The sequence below is a fragment of the Actinomadura hibisca NBRC 15177 genome (assembly GCF_001552635.1).
Lineage (GTDB): Bacteria > Actinomycetota > Actinomycetes > Streptosporangiales > Streptosporangiaceae > Spirillospora > Spirillospora hibisca.
In genome coordinates, this window is record NZ_BCRO01000115.1 from 1 (window position 1) to 22,807 (window position 22,807).

At 71.1% G+C, this 22,807-nt stretch carries 22 protein-coding genes; 8 read left to right on the forward strand and 14 right to left on the reverse strand.

Translation table 11 applies throughout. The features are described from left to right. Nucleotides 1-523: 523 nt before the first annotated feature. From AH6_RS38240 to AH6_RS38250, 3 genes are all read right to left on the reverse strand, one after another. Nucleotides 524-1,315 carry a choice-of-anchor P family protein gene (locus AH6_RS38240; RefSeq protein ID WP_067490559.1) on the reverse strand — a complete coding sequence of 264 codons (792 nt, stop codon included), beginning with the start codon at nt 1,313-1,315 and terminating at the stop codon, nt 524-526. A 47-nt stretch (nt 1,316-1,362) separates the two neighbouring features. Beyond that, on the reverse strand, nt 1,363-2,136 hold the full coding sequence (gene ldtCP / locus AH6_RS38245; protein WP_067490561.1) for a L,D-transpeptidase: 774 nt from the start codon (nt 2,134-2,136) through the stop codon (nt 1,363-1,365). A gap of 502 nt (nt 2,137-2,638) precedes the next feature. After that, a complete protein-coding gene (locus AH6_RS38250; RefSeq protein WP_067490562.1) occupies nt 2,639-3,112 on the reverse strand; it encodes a MarR family transcriptional regulator in 474 nt (157 codons plus the stop codon). 98 nt (nt 3,113-3,210) lie between these two features. Between AH6_RS38250 and AH6_RS46335 the strand changes: the two genes are divergently transcribed. Beyond that, on the forward strand, nt 3,211-4,686 hold the full coding sequence (locus tag AH6_RS46335; RefSeq protein ID WP_245679653.1) for a PP2C family protein-serine/threonine phosphatase: 1,476 nt from the start codon (nt 3,211-3,213) through the stop codon (nt 4,684-4,686). A gap of 57 nt (nt 4,687-4,743) precedes the next feature. On the opposite strand, the gene AH6_RS38260 is transcribed toward AH6_RS46335, so the two are convergent. Genes AH6_RS38260 through AH6_RS38270 form a run of 3 tightly spaced genes read right to left on the reverse strand, consistent with a single transcriptional unit; the run spans nt 4,744 to nt 8,037 of the window. Beyond that, entirely contained in the window at nt 4,744-5,190 is a 447-nt protein-coding gene (locus AH6_RS38260; protein WP_067490568.1) for a response regulator, read from the reverse strand. Beyond that, nucleotides 5,177-6,838 carry a sensor histidine kinase gene (locus AH6_RS38265; protein WP_067490570.1) on the reverse strand — a complete coding sequence of 554 codons (1,662 nt, stop codon included), beginning with the start codon at nt 6,836-6,838 and terminating at the stop codon, nt 5,177-5,179. Before AH6_RS38265 ends, AH6_RS38260 begins: the two co-directional genes overlap by 14 nt. After that, nucleotides 6,835-8,037 carry a PP2C family protein-serine/threonine phosphatase gene (locus tag AH6_RS38270; protein ID WP_067490572.1) on the reverse strand — a complete coding sequence of 401 codons (1,203 nt, stop codon included), beginning with the start codon at nt 8,035-8,037 and terminating at the stop codon, nt 6,835-6,837. Before AH6_RS38270 ends, AH6_RS38265 begins: the two co-directional genes overlap by 4 nt. A gap of 129 nt (nt 8,038-8,166) precedes the next feature. Here AH6_RS38270 and AH6_RS38275 point away from each other — a divergent pair, with 129 nt between their 5' ends. Next, nucleotides 8,167-8,487, forward strand: coding sequence for an STAS domain-containing protein (locus tag AH6_RS38275; RefSeq protein ID WP_067490574.1), 321 nt, complete (start codon nt 8,167-8,169; stop codon nt 8,485-8,487). A 253-nt stretch (nt 8,488-8,740) separates the two neighbouring features. Here AH6_RS38275 and AH6_RS46340 read toward each other — a convergent pair whose 3' ends face one another. The 5 genes from AH6_RS46340 to AH6_RS38300 all read right to left on the reverse strand — a co-directional run bounded on the left by AH6_RS46340 (nt 8,741) and on the right by AH6_RS38300 (nt 12,097). Then, a complete protein-coding gene (locus tag AH6_RS46340; protein ID WP_245679654.1) occupies nt 8,741-9,079 on the reverse strand; it encodes a hypothetical protein in 339 nt (112 codons plus the stop codon). Between the two features lie 200 nt (nt 9,080-9,279). Continuing rightward, complete coding sequence (locus AH6_RS38285; protein ID WP_067490579.1) at nt 9,280-9,678, reverse strand: gamma-glutamylcyclotransferase family protein; 399 nt, start codon at nt 9,676-9,678, stop codon at nt 9,280-9,282. Further along, nucleotides 9,675-11,078 (reverse strand): pentapeptide repeat-containing protein, encoded by a 1,404-nt coding sequence (locus AH6_RS38290; protein ID WP_157431972.1) that lies wholly within the window; start codon nt 11,076-11,078, stop codon nt 9,675-9,677. The genes AH6_RS38285 and AH6_RS38290 overlap by 4 nt, the downstream gene beginning before the upstream one ends. A gap of 81 nt (nt 11,079-11,159) precedes the next feature. Beyond that, on the reverse strand, nt 11,160-11,690 hold the full coding sequence (locus AH6_RS38295) for a DUF3618 domain-containing protein (RefSeq protein WP_067490582.1): 531 nt from the start codon (nt 11,688-11,690) through the stop codon (nt 11,160-11,162). Then, the gene (locus AH6_RS38300) at nt 11,687-12,097 is read right to left on the reverse strand and encodes a phage holin family protein (protein WP_174555161.1); all 411 of its coding nucleotides are present in this window, start codon (nt 12,095-12,097) and stop codon (nt 11,687-11,689) included. Before AH6_RS38300 ends, AH6_RS38295 begins: the two co-directional genes overlap by 4 nt. A gap of 394 nt (nt 12,098-12,491) precedes the next feature. On the opposite strand from AH6_RS38300, the gene AH6_RS38305 reads away from it, so the two are divergent. Beyond that, nucleotides 12,492-14,576 (forward strand): RNA degradosome polyphosphate kinase, encoded by a 2,085-nt coding sequence (locus tag AH6_RS38305; protein WP_067490583.1) that lies wholly within the window; start codon nt 12,492-12,494, stop codon nt 14,574-14,576. Further along, entirely contained in the window at nt 14,569-15,471 is a 903-nt protein-coding gene (locus AH6_RS38310; protein WP_067490584.1) for an NUDIX hydrolase, read from the forward strand. Before AH6_RS38305 ends, AH6_RS38310 begins: the two co-directional genes overlap by 8 nt. Nucleotides 15,472-15,474: 3 nt before the next feature. Here the strand turns inward: AH6_RS38310 and AH6_RS38315 are convergent, their stop codons facing one another. Together AH6_RS38315 and AH6_RS38320 are read right to left on the reverse strand one after the other, a co-directional pair. Further along, nucleotides 15,475-17,010, reverse strand: coding sequence for a CYTH and CHAD domain-containing protein (locus AH6_RS38315; RefSeq protein ID WP_067490594.1), 1,536 nt, complete (start codon nt 17,008-17,010; stop codon nt 15,475-15,477). A gap of 104 nt (nt 17,011-17,114) precedes the next feature. Next, complete coding sequence (locus AH6_RS38320) at nt 17,115-17,480, reverse strand: YybH family protein (RefSeq protein WP_067490596.1); 366 nt, start codon at nt 17,478-17,480, stop codon at nt 17,115-17,117. A 70-nt stretch (nt 17,481-17,550) separates the two neighbouring features. Here AH6_RS38320 and AH6_RS38325 point away from each other — a divergent pair, with 70 nt between their 5' ends. Then, on the forward strand, nt 17,551-18,426 hold the full coding sequence (locus AH6_RS38325) for a LysR family transcriptional regulator (protein ID WP_067490598.1): 876 nt from the start codon (nt 17,551-17,553) through the stop codon (nt 18,424-18,426). Here the strand turns inward: AH6_RS38325 and AH6_RS38330 are convergent. Continuing rightward, on the reverse strand, nt 18,423-19,724 hold the full coding sequence (locus tag AH6_RS38330) for an APC family permease (RefSeq protein WP_218006027.1): 1,302 nt from the start codon (nt 19,722-19,724) through the stop codon (nt 18,423-18,425). The two genes, AH6_RS38325 and AH6_RS38330, sit on opposite strands and share 4 nt — an antisense overlap. Before the next feature lie 265 nt (nt 19,725-19,989). Between AH6_RS38330 and AH6_RS38335 the strand changes: the two genes are divergently transcribed. The 3 genes from AH6_RS38335 to AH6_RS38345 all read left to right on the forward strand — a co-directional run bounded on the left by AH6_RS38335 (nt 19,990) and on the right by AH6_RS38345 (nt 22,800). Beyond that, nucleotides 19,990-20,475: a hypothetical protein gene (locus tag AH6_RS38335; RefSeq protein ID WP_067490604.1), complete on the forward strand. Its 486-nt coding sequence runs from the start codon at nt 19,990-19,992 to the stop codon at nt 20,473-20,475. 574 nt (nt 20,476-21,049) lie between these two features. Beyond that, nucleotides 21,050-21,595 carry a DUF4365 domain-containing protein gene (locus AH6_RS38340; RefSeq protein ID WP_067490606.1) on the forward strand — a complete coding sequence of 182 codons (546 nt, stop codon included), beginning with the start codon at nt 21,050-21,052 and terminating at the stop codon, nt 21,593-21,595. Continuing rightward, nucleotides 21,592-22,800 carry a ubiquitin family protein gene (locus tag AH6_RS38345; RefSeq protein ID WP_067490610.1) on the forward strand — a complete coding sequence of 403 codons (1,209 nt, stop codon included), beginning with the start codon at nt 21,592-21,594 and terminating at the stop codon, nt 22,798-22,800. Before AH6_RS38340 ends, AH6_RS38345 begins: the two co-directional genes overlap by 4 nt. Nucleotides 22,801-22,807 lie beyond the last annotated feature (7 nt).

Below are 22,807 nucleotides of genomic sequence, written 5' to 3' on the forward strand. Positions count from 1 at the left end.
TCTACAGCCAACCGCCCAACCCCAAGCCCGTGCGGGTTTCCCGCACCCAACCAACAACCCCAAGCCCGCGCGGGGTTGGGTCACATTCCCAGCGACCCCAGCCCGTGCGGGTTTTCAGTACAGACCTACCTACCTCAGCCCCGCGCCCGTCACTCGACCAACAACCCCAGCCCCGCGCTCCGCACACATACAACAACCCCAACCCGCCTGGATGTCCTCACCCACACTGCCCGCCCCAGGCTGGGCCTAGAACCACGCCAGCCCGGGTTTGCCCGGCTCGCTTTGCGAGCCGGGCAAACCCGGGCTGGTGGTGTGGGGCTCGGGCTGGTGGTGTGGGGCCCGGGCTGGCGGTGTGCAGCCCGGATCGGCGGTGTGCAGCCCAGGACAGGCGGTATAGAACCCAGGCAAGCGGTATGTAGTCCTGAGCGGTGCCAGTGCAAGAGCCCAAGTGGTGCGGAGCCTGGCAGCCGAAGCCCGGGTGATGCGGGCTCCCAGCCGGTACAGAAGCCCAAGCGCAATCACCTCACCCCGTAACCGCCAGGTCCCCCTTCACCGGAGTAGGCGCCGGCGCCTCAGCGTGCTGCCCCTGAGCCCCCTGCGGCCCCTTCGCCCCCTCCGACGCCCCCGGCGTCTTCGGCCCCTGAGGCCCCTGCGGCTTCTGCGGTCCCTTCGGCCCCTGCGGGTGGCCGCCCGTCGGGCGGCCACGCCCGCACGTGGCCGAAGCCACCCGGATCGACTCCGTCTTCCCCTGCCCCACCGGCAGGTTCACCTCCATCGCCGTCACGTTCAGGCGGCCGTCCCGCATCCGCTCCTGCTTGTTCAGGATCACCGACGCGCGGCCCAGTTCCGGCAGGTCCACCGGCACCGTCGTGTTCGGCGGCGGGGCCACGGCCAGCGGCTTGCCCGCCACCACCCCGTCGGCGATCTCGGCCCCGCCCCGGCCCCCCAGGCACTTGGCCGTCACCGCTTCGGCCCTGAGCCCCGCCGACGGGACGCGCAGGTCGGCGACCTGCGAGTGGGCGCGGTCGTGTTGTGCCTTCACGTCCAGGACACCGGCCTTCACCACCTTGGTCCGGTTCTCGCGCAGCACGCTCTTCCGCACCTCTCCCGCGCCGGACGAGACCGCGGGCACCGGCGGGACACGCACCGGGCCGATCACGTTCAGCCCGAACGCCGAAGCGTCCGGCGCATTGCCGCGAGCGGCACCGGCGTTGTCGGCGGGGGCGGCCACCGCCGGAGTGGCCGCGAGCGACGCCGCCACGGCGGCGACCAGGCTCACCTGGACCAGGCGTCCGGCGTTCTTCCAGCAGGACATGGGTTCTCCTTGACGAGTTCGACGAGTTCGAGGGGCCGACCCCGGGGTCAGCCGGTGATGATCACGAGGGTCCCGAGCGGGACCCGCGACAGCGCCCGCAGCGCCGCGCCGGGCACCCGCACGCAGCCGTGCGAGACCGCCTTGCCGAAGACCGCGCCGTCCGGCCAGCCGTGGAACGCCACCGTCCCGGGCCCGCCGCCGAAGGTGTCCAACGTCGCCGAGTGCGTGCCCAGCGGCAGCACCAGCGGGCTCGGCGTGCGCTTGGACGGCTCCAGGCTGGCCAGCATGAACGTCCGGCCGGCCGGGGTCGGGGTCTTGGCCGCCCCCACCGCGACCTTCCAGCTCCCCGCCTTCCGGCCCGATTTCAGCAGGCTCAGTCGCCGGTCCCGCAGGTCGACCCTGACGACGTAGGGCGTGCGCGCCGTCCGGAGCCCCCCGCTCCGGTCCGAGATCCAGCCGCTCGACCCGTTCGGCTTGCTCGGCAGCAGCACCCGCTGCCACTCGCCCGTGCTCTCGACCACCGGCACCCAGGTCGGGCCGCCGAGTTGCTGGACGGGCAGCGTGGCGACGGTCCGGCCGCCGGGACGGTCCAGCACCGGCACCGGCGCGGTCGGGTGCACGACCAGGCCGTCGGTCTCGGCCGCCGCCCCGTCGAGCGGAGCACCGGCCACGGTGGTGTGGGTCGTCGCCTCGGGTACGTTGGCGGTGCCGGGCCCCGGACCGCCGGACGCGCGGCCCGCGGGCGCCTGCCCGCAGCCGCCGAGCAGCAGCGTCGCGGCCGCCGGCAGGACACCGGCGACGACGGCGCGGCGTGCGTTCATCAGAAGGGCCTCCAAGAGGCGGTCATGTCATCTCGATAGGGACATCGGGAAAGACATTTACGGTCGCCATCCCGCCGGGATGCTAGCGGCGGCGGAGGCGCCGTGTTCGGAAAGTCGAAGAAACGCGACCCCGGCCCGGGAAGAAGCATTTCTTGATCACCATGAAAATGGATTTTCCCTCTTATGTGCCGCCGATTACGGGTATGTCGGCTTCGATGGTGGTGATCGTCGCGGCGCACGTCGCCGGGATCCGTGTACGGGGCACGGCCGGGGACGCTACATTTGTCGCACGGCAACTACCTTGCCGCAGCGGACCCGGCGACGGCACCGGGCCGACGGGGACCGGCAGGAGACGGCCGGCGGCCCGGCTCGGGTGGAAAGGGGAGCGATGGCCTTGACCGGGCGACGCGTCCCCCAACGGCCGCAGGGGACGTCGAGGCGGTCGCAGGCGCCCCGAGGACCAGGACCGCGGACGGCGGGATGGCGGAACCGGGCGGCGGCCTCAGGCCGGCAGGGAGATCGTCCCGTCCGGGCGGTCCATCCCCGACGCCTCGTGGAACTGGCCGAGCCCCCACAGCAGCGCCTGCCGCGCCTGCGCCGACATCATGGACAACACCCGGCCCAGCTCCTCCTGGCGGCGCACCCGCAGCCGGTCCATCAGCTCCTGCCCCTCGGCGGTGAGCCGCACGGTGACCTCGCGCCGGTCGTCCTGGCCGGGATCGCGCAGCAGCAGCCCCGACGCCTCCAGCCGGTCGCACAACCGGCTGGCCGACGAGACCAGCGCGTTCAGCTCGGTGGCCAGCGCGCTGATGTTGACCGGCCCGCGCTCCAGCACGAACAGCGCGCGCAGCTGCGTGGCGGGGACCGGCACGTCGGGCGCGTTGTGGACGCGCGCCCACACGGCCATCAGACTGCCCGCGGCCTCGTCCAGGACGGCCGCCGCCTCCTCTGCTCCCAGACCCGGCGTGGCGACCATGCCCTCCACTGTTACATAACGCGTCCGCCCCGGCATCTCACCCCACCGAGCTCGTCGGGGAACACCCGGGCGGCCTTCCAGACCCAGGCGAGGAATCCATGCACTCCGCCCCTTCGCAAGACCTTGAGCATGCCATCTGGGGCGCCCAGCCGCACGAACTGCTCGCCATCGCCGTCACCCTGATCAAGGAGTACGCCGGCGCCGCCGCGGTGGAGGCGCTGCTCGTCGACTACCGGCAGGCGTTCCTCATCCCGGCGACCGCGGGCGGCGACGCGGTCCGCCTGGACAACACCGCGCCCGGTCACGCCTTCGCGGCCCAGCAGGTCGTCCGGGAGGGCGACGCGCTGCACCTGCCGCTCACCGTGCACGGCGACCGGCTGGGCGTCCTCACCGTACGCCTCTCCGGCCCGAACGGCGAAGCCGACGCCGGAACTCCGCGCGCCGCCCTCGGCACCGTGACGCCCCTGCACGACGAGACCAGGGTCCCCAGGCCCCGGCAGGACGCGGCCGATCCCGTGCAGCACGCCACCGACTCCACGGTGGGGGGCGCCCGGAACAACAGCGCGACCGTGACGCCCTTGCAGGAGGCCGCCGCGACCGTGACGCCCCTCCAGGACGCCGCCACGGCCGACCGGTCCCTGGGCGACACGCCGGGTTCCGGGATTCCCCTCCCGGACGCCGTCGCGGGCACGAGCCCCCTGCAACACGCCGCCGCGCCGCCCGTCTCGCTCGACGAACTCCAGGAGCAGCTGGCGGTCATGGCGACCATCCTCGCCCGCGCCCTGAAGATCGCCGACGTGCACACCGACCTGTACCGCCGCGTCCGCCGCCGCAGCCGCCTCACCCTGGCCGCCGAGATGCAGTGGGACCTGCTGCCGGGGCGGGCCTGCGGCACCGACGAGTTCCTGCTGGCCGGGCAGCTCGAACCCGCCTACGCCGTGTGGGGCGACAACTTCGACTGGGCGGTCTCGCCCGGCCACCTCACGCTCACCGTCACCAACGGCATGGGCAGCGGCACCGAGGCGGCCGCGCTCACCCACCTGGCGATCAGCTCGCTGCGCAACGCCCGCCGCTCGGGCGCCGACATCGTGGAGCAGGCGGCGCTGGCCGACCAGACGTTGTACGCCCACCACCGCGGCGTGCGGCACGTGGCGACGATCCTGCTGGACTTCGAGCTGGCCACCGGGCGGGTCCGGGTGATCGACGCCGGGTCGCCGAAGGTCTACCGGCTGCGCGGCAACGTCACCGAGGCGCTGGACTTCGAGGCGCAGCTGCCGCTCGGCATGTTCGGGGACGCCAACTACGCGGTGGAGGAGTTCACCGTCGAGCCGGGCGACCGCCTGATCATCGTCAGCGACGGCGTGCACGGCGCGGAGTCGGCCGCGGGGGAGCTGTACGGGAACGTCGCGCTGCTCCAGGCGCTGCGCGACACGCGCCTGCAGAACCCGCCGGAGGCGGTGCGCACGTTCATCCGGCACTTCCTGGACTACCACGGGGACGCCGAGCCCAAGGACGACGCGGTCGTGGTCTGCGTCGACTGGACGGGCAAGCGCTCGGCGTCCGAGAGCGGCTGACCGCCCGGACGGCACGCCGGAGTCCCCCCACCGGCCGTCGCGCCCGTCCGGGACCCGCTAGAGCACGCGCGGCAGCTTCACGACCGTCACGAAGAAGTCGTCGATCTGCCGCACCACCTTGATGAACTGGTCGAAGTCCACCGGCTTGGTCACGTACGCGTTCGCGTGCAGGTGGTAGCTGCGCAGGATGTCCTCGTCGGCCTCGGAGGTGGTCAGCACCACCACCGGGATGCGGCGCAGGTCGGCGTCGTCCTTGATCTCCTCCAGCACCTCCCGGCCGTCCTTGCGCGGCAGGTTGAGGTCCAGCAGGATCAGGTCGGGGCGCGGCGCGTCGGGGTAGGGGTCCTCGCGGCGCAGGAACGCCATCGCCTGCTCGCCGTCGTTCACCACGTGCAGGCTGTTCTTGACCTTGTTGTGCTCGAACGCCTCGGTGGTCAGCAGCACGTCGCCCGGGTCGTCCTCCACGAGCAGGACCTCGATGGGCCGCGCGTCAACTTCCGTCATGGTCCTCGCTCTTCTCCTCGCCCGCCGGAAGGGTCCAGCGGATGGTGGTGCCCGGGTCGCCCTCGTCGCGGCCCTCGGTGTCCAGCCAGATCCGGCCCCCGTGGTATTCCACGATCTTCTTGCAGAGGGCCAGGCCGATCCCGGTACCGGTGTACTCGTCGCGCGGATGCAGCCGCTGGAAAATGAGGAAGATGCGGTCGGCGTAGCGGGGCTCGACGCCGATGCCGTTGTCGGCGCAGGCGAACTCCCAGAACGCGCCCTCGCGCCGGGCGGTGATCTCCACCCGGGGCGGCACGCCCTCGCGGCGGAACTTGATCGCGTTGCCCATCAGGTTGAGGAACAGCTGGCCGAGCTGGGTGCGGTCGCCGGTGACGGCGGGCAGCTCGCCGATCTCCACCTGCGCGCCGGTCTCCTCGCGCAGCGTGGACAGGTCCTCCATGCTCTGCCGGGCGACGGCGGCGAGGTCGACCGCGTCCTCGGTGCGCGACAGCCGGCCGACGCGGGAGAAGCTGAGCAGGTCGTTGATCAGCGCCTGCATGCGCTTGGCGCCGTCCACCGCGAACTCCACGTACTGGCGGCCGCGGTCGTCGAGCTGGTCGCCGTAGCGGCGCTCCAGCATCTGGCAGAACGAGGCGACCTTGCGCAGCGGCTCCTGGAGGTCGTGGCTGGCGACGTAGGCGAACTGCTCCAGCTCGGCGTTGGAGCGGCGCAGCTCGGCGGTCTGCTCGTCCAGCCGCTGGCGGGCCTCGGAGCTGACCCGCCACTCGTCCAGGATGCGCCGCCGCATCGCGTCGATGATGGTGGCCAGCTCGGAGATCTCGACGGGGCCGCGCACGTCCAGGGGGTGGGTGAAGTCGCCCTGGGAGACCGCGCGGACGCGCGCGGACAGGTCCGAGACCGGGCGCAGCACGGTGCGGCGGATCAGCAGCCCCATCGCGATCGAGGCCAGCACGATGCTCGTCAGGGCGCCGCCGATCGACCAGTAGGTGATGGCGGCGCGGCGCTCCAGCTGGCCGGCGATCCCGCCGTGCATGCGGGTCAGCGCGTCCTGGAGGCCGACGTTGCCGGTGCGGATCGCGCCGAACAGGACGCCGCCGGTGCGCTCGGTGGCGGCGGGCAGGTCGCCCCTGCCCGTGCCGGTCGCGATCGGCTCGGCGAATCCGCGCCGCCAGGCCGCGCTGTCGGCGGTGAGGCGGGTCAGCCGGTCGAGGACGGGCCGCGAGCCGGAGACGCCGTCCAGCAGCCGCCGGATCTCGGCCGCCGCCGCGGCCTCGTCGCGCACGCCCTGGCGGTAGACCTGGAGCTGCGCGGGGTCGCCGGTGGAGGCGTAGTTGCGGATGGCGGTGTCCTGGCGGCCGAACGCGCTGCTGAGGTCGAACTGCTTGAGCGTGGCGGGGTCGACCTGCCCGATCAGCGTTTCGCGAGCCTGGTTGTGCTGGTAGAGCGCCAGCACCGTCTGGCTGATGGTGACCAGCAGCAGCAGGCCGAGCACGATCGTGCCGACCCGGTAGATCTGGCCCAGCCGCAGCCGGGCGTAGCCCCGGGCGGGCTCCTCCTGGCGGGTGGGCATGCCGAAGACGGGCGGGCCCGCGGGCGCGTCCGCCGCCGTCTCCTGCTCGGCCTCGGGGGCCTTCTGATCGACGGTCATCGTTCATCCCCTCGGCTCAACAGAAGCACGGCCAGGTCGTCGGTCAGCGGTTCGCCGTTGAGGCGCTCGGCCTCGCGGATCAGGCCGTCGATCAGCACGCCGCCCCGGTCGCCGCGGGCGTGGGCCGCCCCGGCCAGGCGCAGCAGGCCGTCGAGGTCCAGCCGCTCGTCACCGGAGCCGATCTTGCCCTCGACCAGCCCGTCGGTGTAGATCATAAGGGCCCAGTCGTCGCCCAGCTCCAGCTCGGCGGCGGGCCAGTCCATGCCGGGTAGCAGGCCCAGCGCGGGGCCGCGCGGCTCGTCGGGCACCGGGCGCACGCCGTCGCCGTCGAACAGCAGCGGGCGCGGGTGCCCGGCCCGCCACATCCGCGCGCCGCGCCGGTCGGGGGCGATGGCGAACATGCACAGGGTCGTGAAGATCTCCTCGCTCCAGCGCTCGTGGGTGAGCACGGTGTCGAGGGTGTGCAGCAGCCGCTCGCCGGTGTGCCCGGCCAGCACCAGCGTGCGCCAGGCCATGCGCAGCCGGACGCCGAGCGACGCCTCGTCGGCGCCGTGCCCGCACACGTCGCCGATCACGACGTGCACGGTGCCGTCGTCGGTCTGCACGGTGTCGTAGAAGTCGCCGCCCAGCAGGGCCATGTCGCGGCCGGGCCGGTAGCGGGCGTCGTGCCCGAGGCCAGGGTCGGCCAGGATCGGGACCGGCAGCAGGCCGCGCTCCAGGCGGGCGTTCTCCCGGCTGACGACGCGGGCCTCGACGAGCTGGCGCTCGGACTCGTCGGCGCGCTTGCGCTCGATGGCGTACCGGATGGCGCGGCTGAGCAGCGCCCCGTCCACGTCCTGCTTGATCAGGTAGTCCTGGGCGCCGGCGGCGACGGCCTCGACCCCGACATGGGTGTCGGTGAGGCCGGTCAGCACGAGCACGGCGGTGTGCGGGGCGGCGTTCAGCACCTGGCGCAACGCGTCCAGACCGCGCGCGTCGGGCAGCGACAGGTCAACGATCACGCACTGGACCAGCGGGGACAGGCCGGCGAGCGCCTCGGCGAGGGTGCTGGCGACCGTGATCTCGACGTCCGGCTCGGCCTCGTTCAGCAGCTCCTGGAACAGGAACGCGTCGCCCGGATCGTCCTCGACCAGCAGGAGCCGCAGGCAGTCGGCGGCCTCCAGCAGCCTCTCGCGGCCGCGGCTGTTGATCGCGGTCATACCGCCCACGCTCTCATGGAGGCGGACCGGCGGCAGACGATTGTCATGGGACAAAGGTTAGGACACAAGCATGATTACCGGCAGTGACGATGGGAATGACCTCCGTGAGAACGAGGGGAGTGCGGGGAGATGACTTCACCCACCGTCCACGCCGATCCCGGCCGAGCGCGGTCCTGGGGCGTCCTCCACGTCCAGGGCGAACTCGACTGCGTGCAGGCCGAGGCGTTGCGCGCCACCCTCGACCATACGCTGCTCCGGCACCGCAACGTCGCCCTTCACCTGGGCGAAGTTCCATTCTGCGACTCCTACGGGCTGTCGGTGCTGGTGTACGGGGCGAAGAAGGCGCGCGAGCGCGGGGGCGAGTTGTGGCTGCCCACGGTGTCCCGGCAGGTCCGCTCGCTGATCGAGCGCACCGGCCTGGACCGCCTGCTGACCCTGCCCGAACGGTGATATCTCACTGCCGCGAAGCGTTTGCCGCGCGTTTCCGCTGGTCAGCGGGCTGGTAATGGCGGGGTGCCGGGTGCGCTGACCCTACGTGATCAAGAATGCACGGGGGGTGCTCGCGCGGTCGGCGTGTTGCAGATCTTGATGACCGTCCGTCGTGCTCGTGCGTCCTCACCTGACACAACACGTTGACGAACGGCTTTACTCCGCCCCGCGGCTGACCTGGGCGGTCGTGGCGCGGGGATGCGAGGGGGCGGGGTCAGGCCGTCTTGGCGGTGTCGTTCCCCTTGTGGCGTGCGGCCTTCTGGGCGGTGCGCTGCTGCGTGGCGGCGCTGCGGGCCCGGTTGAGGCTGTCCCGGACGCGGGCCGCGCCGCGCAGGGCGGTCGCGCTGTCGACCGAGCGTCCGGCGTAGGCGGCCAGGACCTCGGAGACGGGCGGCGGCGACGGCGGGGACCACTCTTCGCGCGGCGTCACCCCGGGCGTCGTGGGGGTGGGCGCGGGGGCGGGAGTGGTGAGGGCAGGGGGCGTGGGGGCGGCGGGAGTAGGGGGCGGTGTGGGCTCGGGGTCGGGTGCGGGCGTGGGCGGAACCGCGGGCACGCGGACGAGCGTGAGATGCGTGCTGCAGTTCGGGCACTGCAACCCCGGGTGAGTGTCTCTGCTCATAGCACACATCATGACTGGGGGGTCTGACATTCAGCCGTGAGTCGGGTCTGGCGTGGAAATGTGATCAGCGTCACGCGGGGTGGGAGAAGCGGCGTTGAGGCGGGAGAAGCGTCACCGGGGGCGGGAAGGGAGCGTCACCTTGGGTGGGAGAGGCGCCAGGTGCGGCAGTGAACGGTGAAGGCGGCCAGCTCTTCGGCGGCGAACCGGGCCGGGTCCCAGTCGAACGGCTCGGTGTCGCCTTTCCACGCGTAGGCGTGCGCCTGGCGGCCGTCGCTCAGGGAGAGGAGGACGGCCTCGTACAGGCCGTCCTCGTAGGCGTCCAGCAGTGCGCGTTCGCCGTTCGTCAGGCCGCTGATCAGCATGCCGTCGGCCGTGGCGGCGGGATCGGCGACCAGCCCCGGGTAGACCAGGCCCGGCAGAGTGCTGACCCGCCAGCCGGGTGCGGTGGCCGGGGCCAGGTCGGGGACCCGGCCCAGCAGGACCTGGAGGATCTCGGGGTAGCGCAGGGTGCCGTAGACGAACAGGTCGTTCATGGACGGGCAGCGTACGTGGGCGCAGGTGGGTGCGGTGGTGCGTCGCGGCCCTGCGCGTGGCGCGTCAGCACGTGCCGGGGCGTCCGGTGTTGCCCGTGGTGCACCACCGTCACCCCACAGGCGATCGCCGCGAGCACCGCCACCCAGACGGCCGCCCGGCCGATCCGCTGCCCGTAGCCGCACGTCAGCCAGAGCAAGGAGAGCGTCCACCGGTGGAGGCGGGCCGGATGGCCGTGGCGTCGGGCCTCCAGCGCTTGGTAGTGCAGGGTGCGCGCCATGCCGGAGTCGCCCGCCGCGTCCGCCAGGTCGTCGTAGAGCGTCGCCAGGGCCATCCCGTCCGCCCCGGGCAGGTCGTCGGCCAGGTGCGGCGCGAGGTCGCAGCGGTCGAGGGCGAGGGGTGCTTCCAGGCCGAGGAAGCGGCATTCGGACAGGTCGAGGCCGACCAGTTCCAGTTGGGCGGCTGCCGTTCCTTGGAGGGAGACGACTATCGGCGGCACGTTCTTGAGGGGGCGGATCGTCACCTTTCCCTCGAAGGTGGTGTTCTCCAGCGAGAGTTCGGCTTTGCCTAGGCGAAGGTCACCGCCGCCGTGGACGACCGCGTTCGCCAGCGTCACGCGCTTCGCCGACGCCTGGATGCAGATGCCGCCGTGCGCGGTGGCGTTCGCTAGGGAAATCGTGCCTGCGGCCTCCAACGGCCCCAGCCACACGCCCCGCCGGAATCGCGCCCGCTCGAATTTCGCGTGCCGTGCCAGGCGCACCCGCCGGAACGACATCGCGCCGCCGAAGCACGCTCCCGGCATTACGGCGTCCCGGCCGAAGTGGGCCTGGTCGAACGCCGCCGCGCCCATGAAGACGGTCCGCGCGAAGGACGCGTCCGCTCCCCAGTGCGTCTTCCCGAAGAGCACGTCTCCGGCGAACACCGTCTCGTCGAACGTCATGTGCCGCTGGAAGCGCGCCTCGTGGAACGACGCGTTCCCCAGGAAGCGCGCTCCCCGGAACGACGCGTGGCGTAGGAAGCGCACGTCGAAGAACGACACGCCCTCCATGAAGCACGCCCCGTCGAACGACCCGTCGCCCTCGAAACACGCGCCGCGCCACGACGCCTTGGCCGGCAGCGACGCCCCGTCGAAACGGGCGCGTCCCAGGTGCGGCCGCCCGTCCGGGCCGGTCAGGGCGTCCAGCAGCGCGTCCAGTACACCGGAGCCGACCGTGACGCCGCGCAGGTCCACATCCGCGCCCGGTCTGAGTCCCGCCGCGAACTGGGCCAGTTCGCCCGGCCCCAGATGCGCCGGGCACGCTGGGAAGGGGTCGGCGGTGCGGCCCCTGCATCCGTGCACGGCCGTACAGCGCGGCCAGGCCGTTGTGAGCGAGAACGAGCGGGGAGACTCGTGAAGGGTCACGCCCCCCGTTGTACCCAACGCCGCACGGAATGCGTTCGGGCCGGGCGGAGAAGCTTCCCCGCCCGGCCCGGACCGCGTGCCTCAGCGCTTGCCCAGCTTGGCCTTGCCCTGCTTCCGCACCGCCCGCGCCTGCTGCTTGGCCTGCACCTTCGCCAGCTTCGCCTGGCGCTTCACCTGCCGTCCGGTCAGCTTCGCTTGGTGCTTGGCTTGCCGTCCGGCCACTTTCGCCTGCCGTTTGGCCGGAGATCCCGTCACCTTCGTGCGACCCCCGCTCCGCCGGTTGCGCAACCAGCGGCGGCCCAGCACCAGCAGCACCAGCGCCGCGACGCCGCCCGCCACCGGGCCCGGCTTGCGCCGCGCCTGCTCGGCGGCCTGCCCGGCGGCGTGCACCACGGGGTCCGGCGTCGCCTGCCGGGCCTTGGCGGTCAGGTCGCCGACCTTCTCACCGGCCTGCTCGCGCAGTTCGCCCACCTTCTCCTGGGCGCGCGCCTTCACGTCCGCGCGGGCGCTCAGCGCCTCGACGGTCGCGCCCAGCTCCTCGCGCGTCTGCTCGATGCGCTGCTGCTGCTCGCGCAGCTCCTTCTCCGGGTCCTTCTCCGGGTCGTCGCTCATCGATGCCCCCTGCTCTTGATCTCTGCCACGTCGGCCCGGACGTTCTCGACGGTCTGCTCCGGTTTGGCCGGGGTCGCCAGGTCCATCTGCTTCTTGCCGCGCTGGGCCAGGAACCCGGCGACCGCCAGCAGCACCACGCTCACGATCAGCCCGGCCGCCCAGGCGGGCATGACCAGCGCCAGCAGCAGGATGATCGTGGCGACCAGGGCGCCGCCGCCGTACAGGGCGACCACCCCCGCGCCGCCGAAGAGCTTGCCGCCCTGGGCGAACCGGTCGCCCTTGGCCTTCAGCTCCAACTGCGCCAGCCGCAACTCCTCGCGAACGAGCTGGGAGCTCTGCTCGCTCAGGTGCTTGATCAGCTCGGACGTCGGCATTCCGGCCAGGTCGCCAGGATGTCGTTCGGTCATCACGTGCCTCCCTGTCGGTGATTGGCGGAGTACCCCGAGACCTCGCGCCCTAACGGCCCGGACACGGCTTTCAACGGCCGCTTCGGTCTCCCATGTCACTCCGGGTCACATTTCCGCTGCTGAGCGCCGTGACCCGGCGTACTGTGGCGGCATGGGCGAGCCGAGCCGCTGGATCGCCGACGTCGAGGCGCACGCGGGCGAGGCGGGGCGGGGTGAGCTGGCGTCGGGTGCGCCGATGCGGGGTGAGAGGGCGGGGCGCGGGGCGGGTGGTCCGGGGTTTCCCGGGCAATCATCGAGTGATCAACGGGAACCGCGGGCATGATCGACGTATCTGAACCATGTCCGAAACACTCCTGTTCGACTGTCGTTCACCTTGGCCGGGGATTATTGCGTCATGACCGTCAATCCGGGACATTTCACCCGTCATGCGGAGGCTCTGCCCGACGACCGGTTCCTCGATCGTGAGGAGAGCTGGCTCCGCTTCAACCAGCGTGTCCTGGAGCTCGCCGAGGACCCGGCCCTGCCCCTGCTGGAGCGGGTGCGCTTCCTGTCGATCTTCGCCAGCAACCTGGACGAGTTCTTCATGGTGCGCGTCGCGGGGCTCGCCCGGCGGATGGCCACCGGGCTCGCCGTGCAGTCCGCGAGCGGCCGCCAGCCGCGCGAGGTCCTGGAGCGCACCGCCGCCGTCGCGCACGAGCTGATGTTGCGGCACGCGGCGGCCTTCCACGACGACCTGTGCCCGGCCCTCGGCAAGGAGGGCATCGACATCCTGCGCTGGGAGACCCTCGCCGAGACCGAGCGGGAGAGCCTGCGCCGGTTGTTCCGCGACCGCATCTACCCGGTGCTCACCCCGCTGGTGGTCGACTCGGCGCATCCCTTCCCCTACATCTCGGGGCTGTCGCTCAACCTCGCGGTGATCGTCCGCGATCCGGAGACCGACGCGACGATGTTCGCGCGGGTGAAGGTGCCGCCGGTGCTGCCGCGCTTCATCGAGGCGTCGCCGGACCGGTTCACCCCGCTGGAGGACGTGATCGCCGCGCACCTCGACCAGCTGTTCGTCGGCATGGAGGTGCTGGAGCACCACGCGTTCCGGGTCACCCGCAACCAGGACCTGGAGATCGACGACGACATCAGCGAGGGCCTGCTCCAGGCGCTGGAGCGCGAGCTTTTGCGCCGCCGCTTCGGGCCGGTGGTGCGGCTGGAGGTCGAGGAGTCGATCTCCCCGGCGGTGCTGGAGCTGCTCACCACCGAGCTGGCGATCAACGAGCGGCAGATCTACCGCGTCGGCGGCCCGCTCGACCTGGCGGGGCTCGCCGCGATCGCCGACCTGGACCGGCCGGAGCTGAAGTACCCGCCGTTCGTGCCGTCCAAGGCGTCGGTCCCCGAGGACGTGAGCATCTTCTCGGCGATCCGCGAGCGCGACGTGCTGGTGCACCACCCCTACGACTCCTTCACCACCACCGTGCAGCGGCTGATCGAGGACGCCGCCGACGACCCGCACGTCCTGGCGATCAAGCAGACGCTCTACCGCACCAGCGGCGACTCCCCGATCGTGGACGCGCTGGTGGACGCCGCCGAGGCGGGCAAGCAGGTCGTGGTGGTGGTCGAGCTGAAGGCGCGCTTCGACGAGCGCGCCAACATCGCCTGGGCGCGCAAGCTGGAGAAGGCCGGCTGCCACGTGGTGTACGGGTTCGTCGGGCTGAAGACGCACTGCAAGTTGTCGATGGTGGTGCGCCAGGACACCGACGGCATCCTGCGCCGCTACTGCCACATCGGCACCGGCAACTACCACCCCAAGACCGCGCGGCTGTACGAGGACCTCGGCCTGCTGACCTGCGATCCGAAGGTCGGCGAGGACGTCAGCGCGCTGTTCAACCACCTGACCGGCTACTCGCGGCAGAGCGAGTACCACCGGCTGCTGGTCGCGCCGCAGAGCCTGCGGCCCGGCCTGGTCGAGCGCGTCGAGCGCGAGGCGGCGCACCACCGCGCGGGCCGTCCGGCGCGCATTCGCGTCAAGTGCAACTCGCTGGTGGACGAGGTCGTGATCGACGCGCTCTACCGGGCCTCGCAGGAGGGCGTCCCGGTGGACGTCTGGGTGCGCGGCATCTGCGCGTTGCGGCCGGGCGTGCCGGGCCTGTCGGAGACGGTGCGGGTGCGCAGCGTGCTGGGCCGGTTCCTGGAACACTCGCGGGTGTTCGCCTTCGACAACGGCGGCGACCCCGAGGTGTGGATCGGCAGCGCCGACCTGATGCACCGCAACCTGGACCGCCGCGTCGAGGCGCTGGTCACCGTCACCGACCGGGCCCAGCGCGAGGGCCTGATCGACGTGCTGGACCGCGCCATGGACGACGGCACGCACGCCTGGTGGCTGAACGCCGACGGCGACTGGACGCGGCGGGCCGCGCCGCCGGGCGAGGTCCTGCTCGACATCCAGACCCACCTGGTCAAGAGCCGCCGCTGGAGGACGGTCGATGGCTGAGACGGAGCAGGACGGCGGCTCCCGGGAGACGGTCCACGCGGCGGGCGCGGTGTTGTGGCGCGACGGCGGCGGCGGGCCCGAGATCGCGGTCGTGCACCGGCCCCGGCACGACGACTGGAGCCTGCCCAAGGGCAAGGTGGACCCCGGCGAGCACGTGCTGCGCACCGCCGTCCGCGAGGTCGCCGAGGAGACCGGGATCGTGGCGCTGCTGGGGCGGCGGCTGCCGACCGTCCGGTACGTCATGCCCGACCAGCGGCTCAAGCACGTGGACTACTGGGCGGCGCGGGCCGAGGCGACGGCCGCGCCGTTCACGCCCAACGACGAGGTCGACCGGCTCGACTGGCTGCCGGTGGACGCCGCCGCCGAGCGCCTGAGCTACCCGCACGACGTGGACCTGCTGCGCGTGTTCGCCGCCGGGCCCGCGCGCACGCGTCCGCTGGTGATCCTGCGGCACGGTTCGGCGGGCGAGAAGCGGGCCTGGACCGAGCCGGACGAGCTGCGCCCCCTCGACGCGCAGGGCCGTGCGGAGGCGGCGCGGCTGGCGGACCTGCTGGCGGTGTTCGGCCAGGTCAGCGCGGTGAGCTCGGCGACGGCGCGCTGCCTGGAGACGGTGCTGCCGTACGCGCGGCGCGCCCGCGTCGAGGTCGCCACCGAGGCGGCGTTCACGGTGGGCGGGGGCGGCGCGGCGGTGGAGCGGCTGCTCGGCCTGATCGAGGCGGGCGGCCCGGCGCTGGTGTGCACGCACGGCGAGATCGTCACCGAGCTGGTCACCGGGATGTGCCGCACGTTCGGCGAGAAGGTGCCGGACGAGCCGCAACTGCCCAAGGGCGGGTTCTGGGTGGCGCAGCTCGCGGGCGACGGGTCGGTCGCCTCGCTGGAGCGGCACCACCCGTAACGGTCACCAGGAGGGGCCGGAGATCGACTCCCAGACGCCGTCGAAGCGGTCCCGGGCCTGCTCGGCGCGGCCCTTCTCGGTGCCATAGAGCACGCCGAGGTCGAACGCCTCGGCGACGTTGCGGGCCCGCGCGCCGCGCAGGTGCTCCATGGCGATCACGCCGTCCTGGTGGTCGCCGAGCACGGTCTGCACCCGCTTGGCGTCCTTGGAGACGGCCTTGGCCGGGCCGCCGAGCACGGGTTTGGCCAGGTCGGCGGCGTAGCGGGCACGCTTGGCGGCCTTGCGGGTCTCGTGCCGGGCGACGTCGCGGTCGTCGGCCTCCGCGATCGCGGCGTGCTTCTTGAGCATCCGCTTCCACGCCTTGCCGACCAGGCGGGGCAGCTCCTTGGCGGCGGGGCGCCCGGCGGCCTTGCCCTTGAACGGCGGGTCGGTGACCAGTTCGTCCAGGGCGTTCAGCAGCGCGAAGTAGCGGGGGTCCTTGAGGGTGGCGTTGAGCTTGCGGTAACCCGACCGCTCGCGGCGCGCGATGTCCTCCAGCCAGGACGGCGCGGCGGCCCCGTCGAGCTGCTCGGCGAACCGCATCCGCAGGACCTCCAGGTCGCGGACCTCGCCGAGCGCGTCGGCCAGCCACTTCAGCTCGTCCTTCAGCGGGCGGGTGTACTCGGTGTCGAAGAGCGACTTGTAGCTCTGGAGGGCGCTGCGGATGCGGCGGGTCGCCACGCGCATCTTGTGGACGGCGTCGTACTCGGCCGTGCGGACCTTGGGATCCCACTCGACGATGGCGTCGACCTGCTGGGCGATGTAGGCGATCACGGCCTCGCCGGTGGTCGGCTCGCCCTCCAGCTTGGCGATCGCGACGGAGCGGGCGTCGGCGGCGGACGGCTCGACCGCGTCGCCGAGCAGGCGGCCGAGCTTGGAGGAGGTGGCGGCGCGCCCGGCCCCGGCCTTGCGCAGCCGCTTGCCCGCGCCCTTGAGCAGGTCGGCGCCGCCGTCGCCGAGTTCGACCTCGATCTCGCGCCAGCGCTGCGGCTCGGCCCCGACGCCGCCGGCGGTGCGCGCGCCCTCGTCGGGGACGATCTCGACGGCGGTGGCGGCGCGCAGGTCGGTGCCGGTGACCAGGTCGTCGGCGACCTCGGCGAGCATGCGGCCGCCGTCGTCCAGCAGGTGGACGACGGCGCGGCGGGTCTCCAGCGTCGCGACCGGCTCCAGCGCCGCGCCGCGCGTGTAGGCGGCGACGAGGGAGGCGAGGCGGGCGGGCACGACGCGCGAGCGGCCGAGCGGGGCGCGCAGCTCGTTCTTGCTGTCGGGACCGGCGGGCATCTTGAGGTGCCAGCCGGCGTCGTCGCCGCCCCGGCGGCGGCGCAGGGTGATGCCGCCAGCCGCCAGCCGCAGGTCGGCGGTGTCGAAGTAGGTGGCGTGCAGCTCGTGGACGCGGGGCGGGCCGACGGTGGCGACGCCGGGCAGGCCGGACAGGTCGGGGACGGCGAAGTCGGCGGCGGCGTCGTACTTCTGCTCGATCTCCAGATGCCGGTCGGCCACGATGCGCTCTCCCTGCTGAAGGTCCCTGCGACGGCTGCCTGATCTCAGCATTCCACGCTGATCGGCCGTGACACCTACGGCGGGACGTATTGAGCGTCTCCGGCTTATTGCGCGGGCGTGACGAACTCGGGCTGGTCGATGACGCGCAGCCAGCTTCCGTCGGGCTGGCGGCGGACGACCTGGGCGCGGGCGCCGGAACCGTCCTTGGGCGGGGTGGAGGTGAGCGCGATGTCGCCGTTGACCAGGGTGGGGAGGGGCTCCTCGGGCTCGAAGTGGGGACGGTTGGCGAGCACCTTCTCCCAGAGGGCGCGGATGGCGTCGCGGCCGACGGTCTGGCTGCCGGGCGGGTAGGCGAGGACGGCGTCCTCGGCGTAGAGGGCGGCGACACCGGCGGCGTCACCGGCGTTGGAACGCTCCACGAACAGGCGGGTGATGTCTTCGGGACGCATGGCCTTCTCGTATTCGCTCATGCGTCCATTCTGGTGACGGCCTCATCAGAAGTCCAACAGATGGTTTTCATAGAAGCTAGAATCGCTGGTTATGGAGCTGAGGCAGCTGGAGTACTTCGTCGCGGTGGCCGAGGAGCGGAACTTCACGCGGGCGGCCGAGCGGGTGCACATCAGCCAGTCCGGGGTGAGCGCGCAGATCAGGCAGCTCGAACGGGAGCTGGGCGCGGAGTTGTTCGACCGTTCGGGACGGACCGCGACGCTGACCGTCGCGGGCAAGGCGGCGCTGGAGCACGCGCGTGCGGCCTTGGCGGCGGCCGAGGCGCTCGGCCAGGCGGTGGGCGAGGTGACCGACGTGATCCGGGGCAGGGTCGTGCTGGGCATGGTGGCGGGCTGCACGATCACGCCGCTGTTCGACGCGCTGGCGGGCTTCCGCCGTGCGCATCCGGGCGTGGAGGTGGCGCTGCTGGAGGGCAACTCCGAGGTGCTGGTCACGCAGGTGCGCGACGGGGCGCTGGACCTGGCGCTGGTGGGGACGGCGGCGCGGACGCCGGAGGGGCTGGAGGCGATGACGATCGTGGACGAGCGGATCGTGGCGGTGGTCCCGTCTGACCACGCCCTCGCGGGCCGGACGGACCTGACGCTGCGCGAGCTGAGCGAGCACCCGATCGTGTGCATGCCGAGGGGGACGGGGCTGCGCGCGGTGTTCGAGCAGGTCTGTGCGGCGCGGGACGTGCATCCCGAGATCGCGCTGGAGGCGAGCGCGTCCGACGCGATAGCCGATCTGGCGGCGCGGGGCCTGGCGGTGGGGGTGCTGAGCGAGTCGATGGCGGCCGAGTACAGCGACCGTCTGGACACGTTGCCGCTGGCGGAAGCGGAGGTCCCGGCGCTGCTGTCACTGGTGTGGAAGGGCACGTCGAACCCGGCGCTGCGCGAACTGCTCGGACACGCCCGCCGGGCGTTCGCTTAGGACACGTCCGCGGATCGGCGAGCACGGACGGCGCTCACAACCCCCAGCGCGATGCCGACCGCGAGCACCGGAAGGCCGCGCACCCACACCTCGCCTTCGACCTGGGTGAGCAGCACCAGGCACGACAGGATGCCGAGGACGGGCAGCACGATCGGGGTGCGGAAGTGATCGGGCTGCTCCCCGGGGTCACGGCGCAGGCGCAGGACGGCCGCGTTGACGGCGATGAAGACGACCAGCAGCAGCAGGACGAGCATCCCCGCCAGCGTCGCGACCTCACCCGTCAACGCGAGCAGCATGGACAGGCCGGTGGTGACCAGGATCGCGACCCAGGGCGTGCGCCGTCCGGGCAGGACGCGCGAGAGCACGCCGGGCAGGAGGCCGTCCTTGGACATGCCGTAAGTGAGGCGGGAGGACATGATGCCGGTGAGCAGCGCGCCGTTGCCGACGGCGACCAGGGCGATGATGCTGAACAACGTCTCGGGGATGCCTCCCGCCACCCGGACGACCTCCAGCAGCGGACCGGTGGACTCCACCAGCCGCGAGGTGGGGACGGCGGCGCTGGCGGCGAGACCCGTCAGGATGTAACCGGCACCGGCGCAGGCCAGGGCGCCGAAGAGCGCGCGCGGGTAGGAGCGGCGGGGGTCGCGGGTCTCCTCGGTGAGGTTGACGGAGGTCTCGAAACCGACGAAGGAGTAGTAGGCGAGGACGGTCGCGGCGAGGACCCCGGCGAGGGGGCTGTGATCAGGCGTGCCGACCTGGGTGATGCGCCCGACGTCGCCGTCTCCCCGGAAGACGACCCAGGCGCCGAGCACGATGATGATGACGAGCCCGCTGAGCTCGACCAGCGTCGCCACGGCATTGGCGCGCAGCGACTCCTGGATGCCGCGCATATTGAGCAAAGCGAGCAGCAGCAAAAAGACGATGGCGACAAGAGGAACCGGCAGCTCGACGAAAGCCGTCAGGTACTCCCCGCCGAAGGCCCGCGCGAGCGCGGCGACGGAGACGATCCCGGCGGCGAGCATGCAGAACCCGACCGTGAAGCCGGTGAAGGGCCCGAACGCGAGATTCGCGTAGTGCGAAGCGCCCCCGGCCTTGGGGTACTTGGTGGCGAGTTCCGCGTAGGAGGCGGCCGTGAGCAGCGCCAGCACGAGCGCCAGGACCAGCGGAATCCAGACGGCCCCGCCGACCTCGGCCGCCATCTGCCCGACCAGGACGTAGACGCCGGCGCCCAGGATGTCCCCGAGGATGAAGAAGAAGAGCAGCGGGGTGGTGAGGGCTCTGTTCAGGGTTGTCGCCACCGCGTGATCATTGCCCCGCAGTGCGATTTCATGCCGTCCGAGGACAAATCCCCTGGTCAGCGGCCCTTGATCAAAAAAGTCCGCATCGGGGCGAACTTCTCCCTGCCGTCATGACATCCAGACGCCCCCGCAACGCCACGAGTTCGGCGCGCACCGGGTCGGATTGATCACGTCCCGCCGCGCCAACTCCACGGGACGGGACCCGCATCTCACCCCGTACAGCGCGATCACGAAGAGCGCGCACCGAGGACGGGAGCGAGGAACCATGCGGAAGATCATGATCACCGGGATGGCGGCGGCGCTGGCGCTCAGCCTGACGGCGTGCAACGGCAAGAGCGACGCCGACTCTGCGGCACCGCCGCCCTCGACCTCCGCACCCGCACCGAGCGAATCCACGACGCCGAGCAGCACCACCAAGCCGGACAGCACGCCCACCCCCGAAAGCTCGGAGGCCCCGGCGACCGAGCCGCCCTCGGCCGAGCCCGAGGAAGGCAAGCAGGTCAAGGCGGCGACGGGCCGGCTGCGCTACCTGGCGCCGGGCAAGTTCATCGTCAACGGCGTCAGCTTCTTCACCTCCAACGACACGGTCCTGTACGTGGCCGGAAGCAAGTGCCCGGACGGCGGCCCTCCGGCGTCCGACGTGAGCAAGTGCTCCGTCGACGGCCTCGACGAGTGGGCGCAGACCGCCCCGCACAACGTGACCGTGCGCTTCTCCGGCCAAACCGCGACGATGATCCGAGAGACCCAGTAACAACCGGGCCTGCGGCCCACCCTCCAACGCAACCCGCAGCAAAAGCGCCCCGCCGCTCTCAACCCGAGAGCAGCGGGGCGCTGCTCAGCTGCAACACCTCGCCATCCATGGAGCCGGGAAATCCATAGCCTGGACTCGTGATCAGGTCTGTGGTGTTCGACGTCGGCGAGACCCTGATCGACGACACCCGAAAATGGCAGGAGCGGGCGGGCTGACTCGGCTGGAGCCGGAGAACGGAAGCTTTGAATAACTAAATGATGCCGCATCGGACGCTCGAGTATTGAGATCAGCAAAATACTTGTATGTATTTAGATATTCTCGCGTCGAATTCGTGGTCGTACTCGGGTCCGGGAAAATCGACCACCATTTCATGGCTGAATCGGGCAAGAACTAATAGATCCTGACTATATGTCCCAAAAGTGCCCAGGTGGTGCTGAGCGTATCTAGCCAATCGCATGACAGTTGCATCGCTGTGAGGCAAGGTCGAACTCGGTCGCCGCGCCCGCTCATGGCGCGGCGCTTATGTTGCAAGCGCACATCGGTGGCTAGGGGGCTGCTGGACGGTGATCGCACGATGAGTGTCGAGGACGAAAGCGGAGGGTCCTCCCGGGAAGGGCTGCCGACCAGTGCCATGCAAGAGCAGTTCAGCATCGCATTTGTTCATCTGATCACTTCGGCCGCCGGATGTTTCCTGCGGCGACACGACACCGACTTCGATGGTGTCGACCTCACCGTCCACCATGAGATGGATTACGACTACTACTGCGAAGCCCAGTTCGACATCCAACTCAAGTGCACCACCCAGCGGAGCCTGATCCATGAAGATCATATTTCGTGGACGCTGAGCAAAAAGCGCTTCAAGAAGCTGACGCAAGGCAAGAGGCAGAACCGGCGGTACCTGGGGGTGCTCCTGGTCCCCGGTGACCCTGAGTTGTGGCTTGACCAAGACGAGACCCAGCTGATCACGCGAAGCCGGATGTACTGGCAAGAGGCTTCCAAGCTCGGGTCTCTGCAGGACGGGGCGGAGAGTAAGACGGTGAGCCTACCGAGGGGTAATCTCTTTGACGTACCTGGACTCCTTGGAATCATGAGGTCCATCGGCGAGGGAGGCGGCGAGTGACGTCGTTCACGCTCGATCCCTATCGTGAGATCGCTTCGACCCTCAGCCCCTCGGCCGTCTCCCAGTACCTCGCCACCGGTGACTGGGAACTCGAGTCCCGGCGCGACCACATGTGCGAGGTCTGGCGCCTTCCGGCGCCCGCCGGTCAGCGCCCTCGCGGTCGGATCATGCTTCCCCTGGCCACCGACTACGACGACTTCCCGCAGCGCTTCTACGACGCCCTGCATGCGCTGGGTCGCGTGAATGGCTGGGACGCCACCGAACTGCTGCAGCACATCATCGCCACACGGGCAGACCTGTTCTATGTCCGCCTCGACCAGCCGATGCCTGACGGGACGATTCCGTTCCGTCAGGCCGAAGAGACCATCGAAGCGATCTACAGGTTGCTGAGGTCTGCTGCGACCACGGCGGCAGACCCCGACCACTCGCATCGCGGACGGCGACCATCCAAGGTCACTGACTTCCTGGACGAAGACGTCCGGCTCGGTCACACGAAGCGAGGCAGCTTCGTCTTCACTGTCGTGGCGCGTCTCGGGGATCCGTCCAGCACCGTACCGACCGCTGCAGTCGATCAGAGAGAGAACGACGCTGCTAGGCCGTTCGCACGACAGGTCATGGAAACCCTGGCCAAGGGGCTTAACGCCACCGCGAGCCTCACTCGTGGCGAAGGCGACGATGCCCTTCAAGAGCCGGGCCGCTGGGGGTTGAGCGCTGACCTGGTGGAGTCCTTGGAGCAGATGGCAGAGCCAGAGGGGCTGAGGGCTCTCGACCTGTCGTTCGAGTGGGCTGCAGCAGAGCCACAGCCCGATGTCGTCTCTTCCCGCATCATTCTGGACCATAGTGCTGCGCCCATGTTGGCTCGTGTGAAGGAACGGCTGACCCGTCAAGAGGAGCCTCCAAGCCAGCAGACTCTCATCGGAGCGGTGCGCGCCTTGTCACGCGAGGACTCGGTGGCGGATGAGGAAGACGAAGGCGGGACCATCGTGCTCCACGCCGAAGTCAACGGGCGTATGCGCAAGGTGCAGGTGCCCCTGGCAGGACCGGACTACGACTGGGCGATCATCGCGCACCGAGCCAAGCAACCTTTGACCGTCAGTGGAGAACTCACCTTCGAGAGGCGTTCGTGGCGCCTCGGCAACCCGGAAGTGGACAGTAGGTTCCTTCGGCAGCAGTTCGGCGAAGGTGACCGGCCAGGGCCGCCCTAGGGCCTGG

Bases quoted from the DNA above. Each gene is read 5' to 3' on its own strand.
- AH6_RS38240 (WP_067490559.1), bottom strand. From the start codon at position 1,315: ATGTCCTGCTGGAAGAACGCCGGACGCCTGGTCCAGGTGAGCCTGGTC.
- ldtCP (WP_067490561.1), bottom strand. From the start codon at position 2,136: ATGAACGCACGCCGCGCCGTCGTCGCCGGTGTCCTGCCGGCGGCCGCG.
- AH6_RS38250 (WP_067490562.1), bottom strand. From the start codon at position 3,112: ATGGTCGCCACGCCGGGTCTGGGAGCAGAGGAGGCGGCGGCCGTCCTG.
- AH6_RS46335 (WP_245679653.1), top strand. From the start codon at position 3,211: ATGCACTCCGCCCCTTCGCAAGACCTTGAGCATGCCATCTGGGGCGCC.
- AH6_RS38260 (WP_067490568.1), bottom strand. From the start codon at position 5,190: ATGACGGAAGTTGACGCGCGGCCCATCGAGGTCCTGCTCGTGGAGGAC.
- AH6_RS38265 (WP_067490570.1), bottom strand. From the start codon at position 6,838: ATGACCGTCGATCAGAAGGCCCCCGAGGCCGAGCAGGAGACGGCGGCG.
- AH6_RS38270 (WP_067490572.1), bottom strand. From the start codon at position 8,037: ATGACCGCGATCAACAGCCGCGGCCGCGAGAGGCTGCTGGAGGCCGCC.
- AH6_RS38275 (WP_067490574.1), top strand. From the start codon at position 8,167: ATGACTTCACCCACCGTCCACGCCGATCCCGGCCGAGCGCGGTCCTGG.
- AH6_RS38285 (WP_067490579.1), bottom strand. From the start codon at position 9,678: ATGAACGACCTGTTCGTCTACGGCACCCTGCGCTACCCCGAGATCCTC.
- AH6_RS38295 (WP_067490582.1), bottom strand. From the start codon at position 11,690: ATGAGCGACGACCCGGAGAAGGACCCGGAGAAGGAGCTGCGCGAGCAG.
- AH6_RS38300 (WP_174555161.1), bottom strand. From the start codon at position 12,097: ATGACCGAACGACATCCTGGCGACCTGGCCGGAATGCCGACGTCCGAG.
- AH6_RS38305 (WP_067490583.1), top strand. From the start codon at position 12,492: ATGACCGTCAATCCGGGACATTTCACCCGTCATGCGGAGGCTCTGCCC.
- AH6_RS38310 (WP_067490584.1), top strand. From the start codon at position 14,569: ATGGCTGAGACGGAGCAGGACGGCGGCTCCCGGGAGACGGTCCACGCG.
- AH6_RS38320 (WP_067490596.1), bottom strand. From the start codon at position 17,480: ATGAGCGAATACGAGAAGGCCATGCGTCCCGAAGACATCACCCGCCTG.
- AH6_RS38325 (WP_067490598.1), top strand. From the start codon at position 17,551: ATGGAGCTGAGGCAGCTGGAGTACTTCGTCGCGGTGGCCGAGGAGCGG.
- AH6_RS38335 (WP_067490604.1), top strand. From the start codon at position 19,990: ATGCGGAAGATCATGATCACCGGGATGGCGGCGGCGCTGGCGCTCAGC.
- AH6_RS38340 (WP_067490606.1), top strand. From the start codon at position 21,050: ATGAGTGTCGAGGACGAAAGCGGAGGGTCCTCCCGGGAAGGGCTGCCG.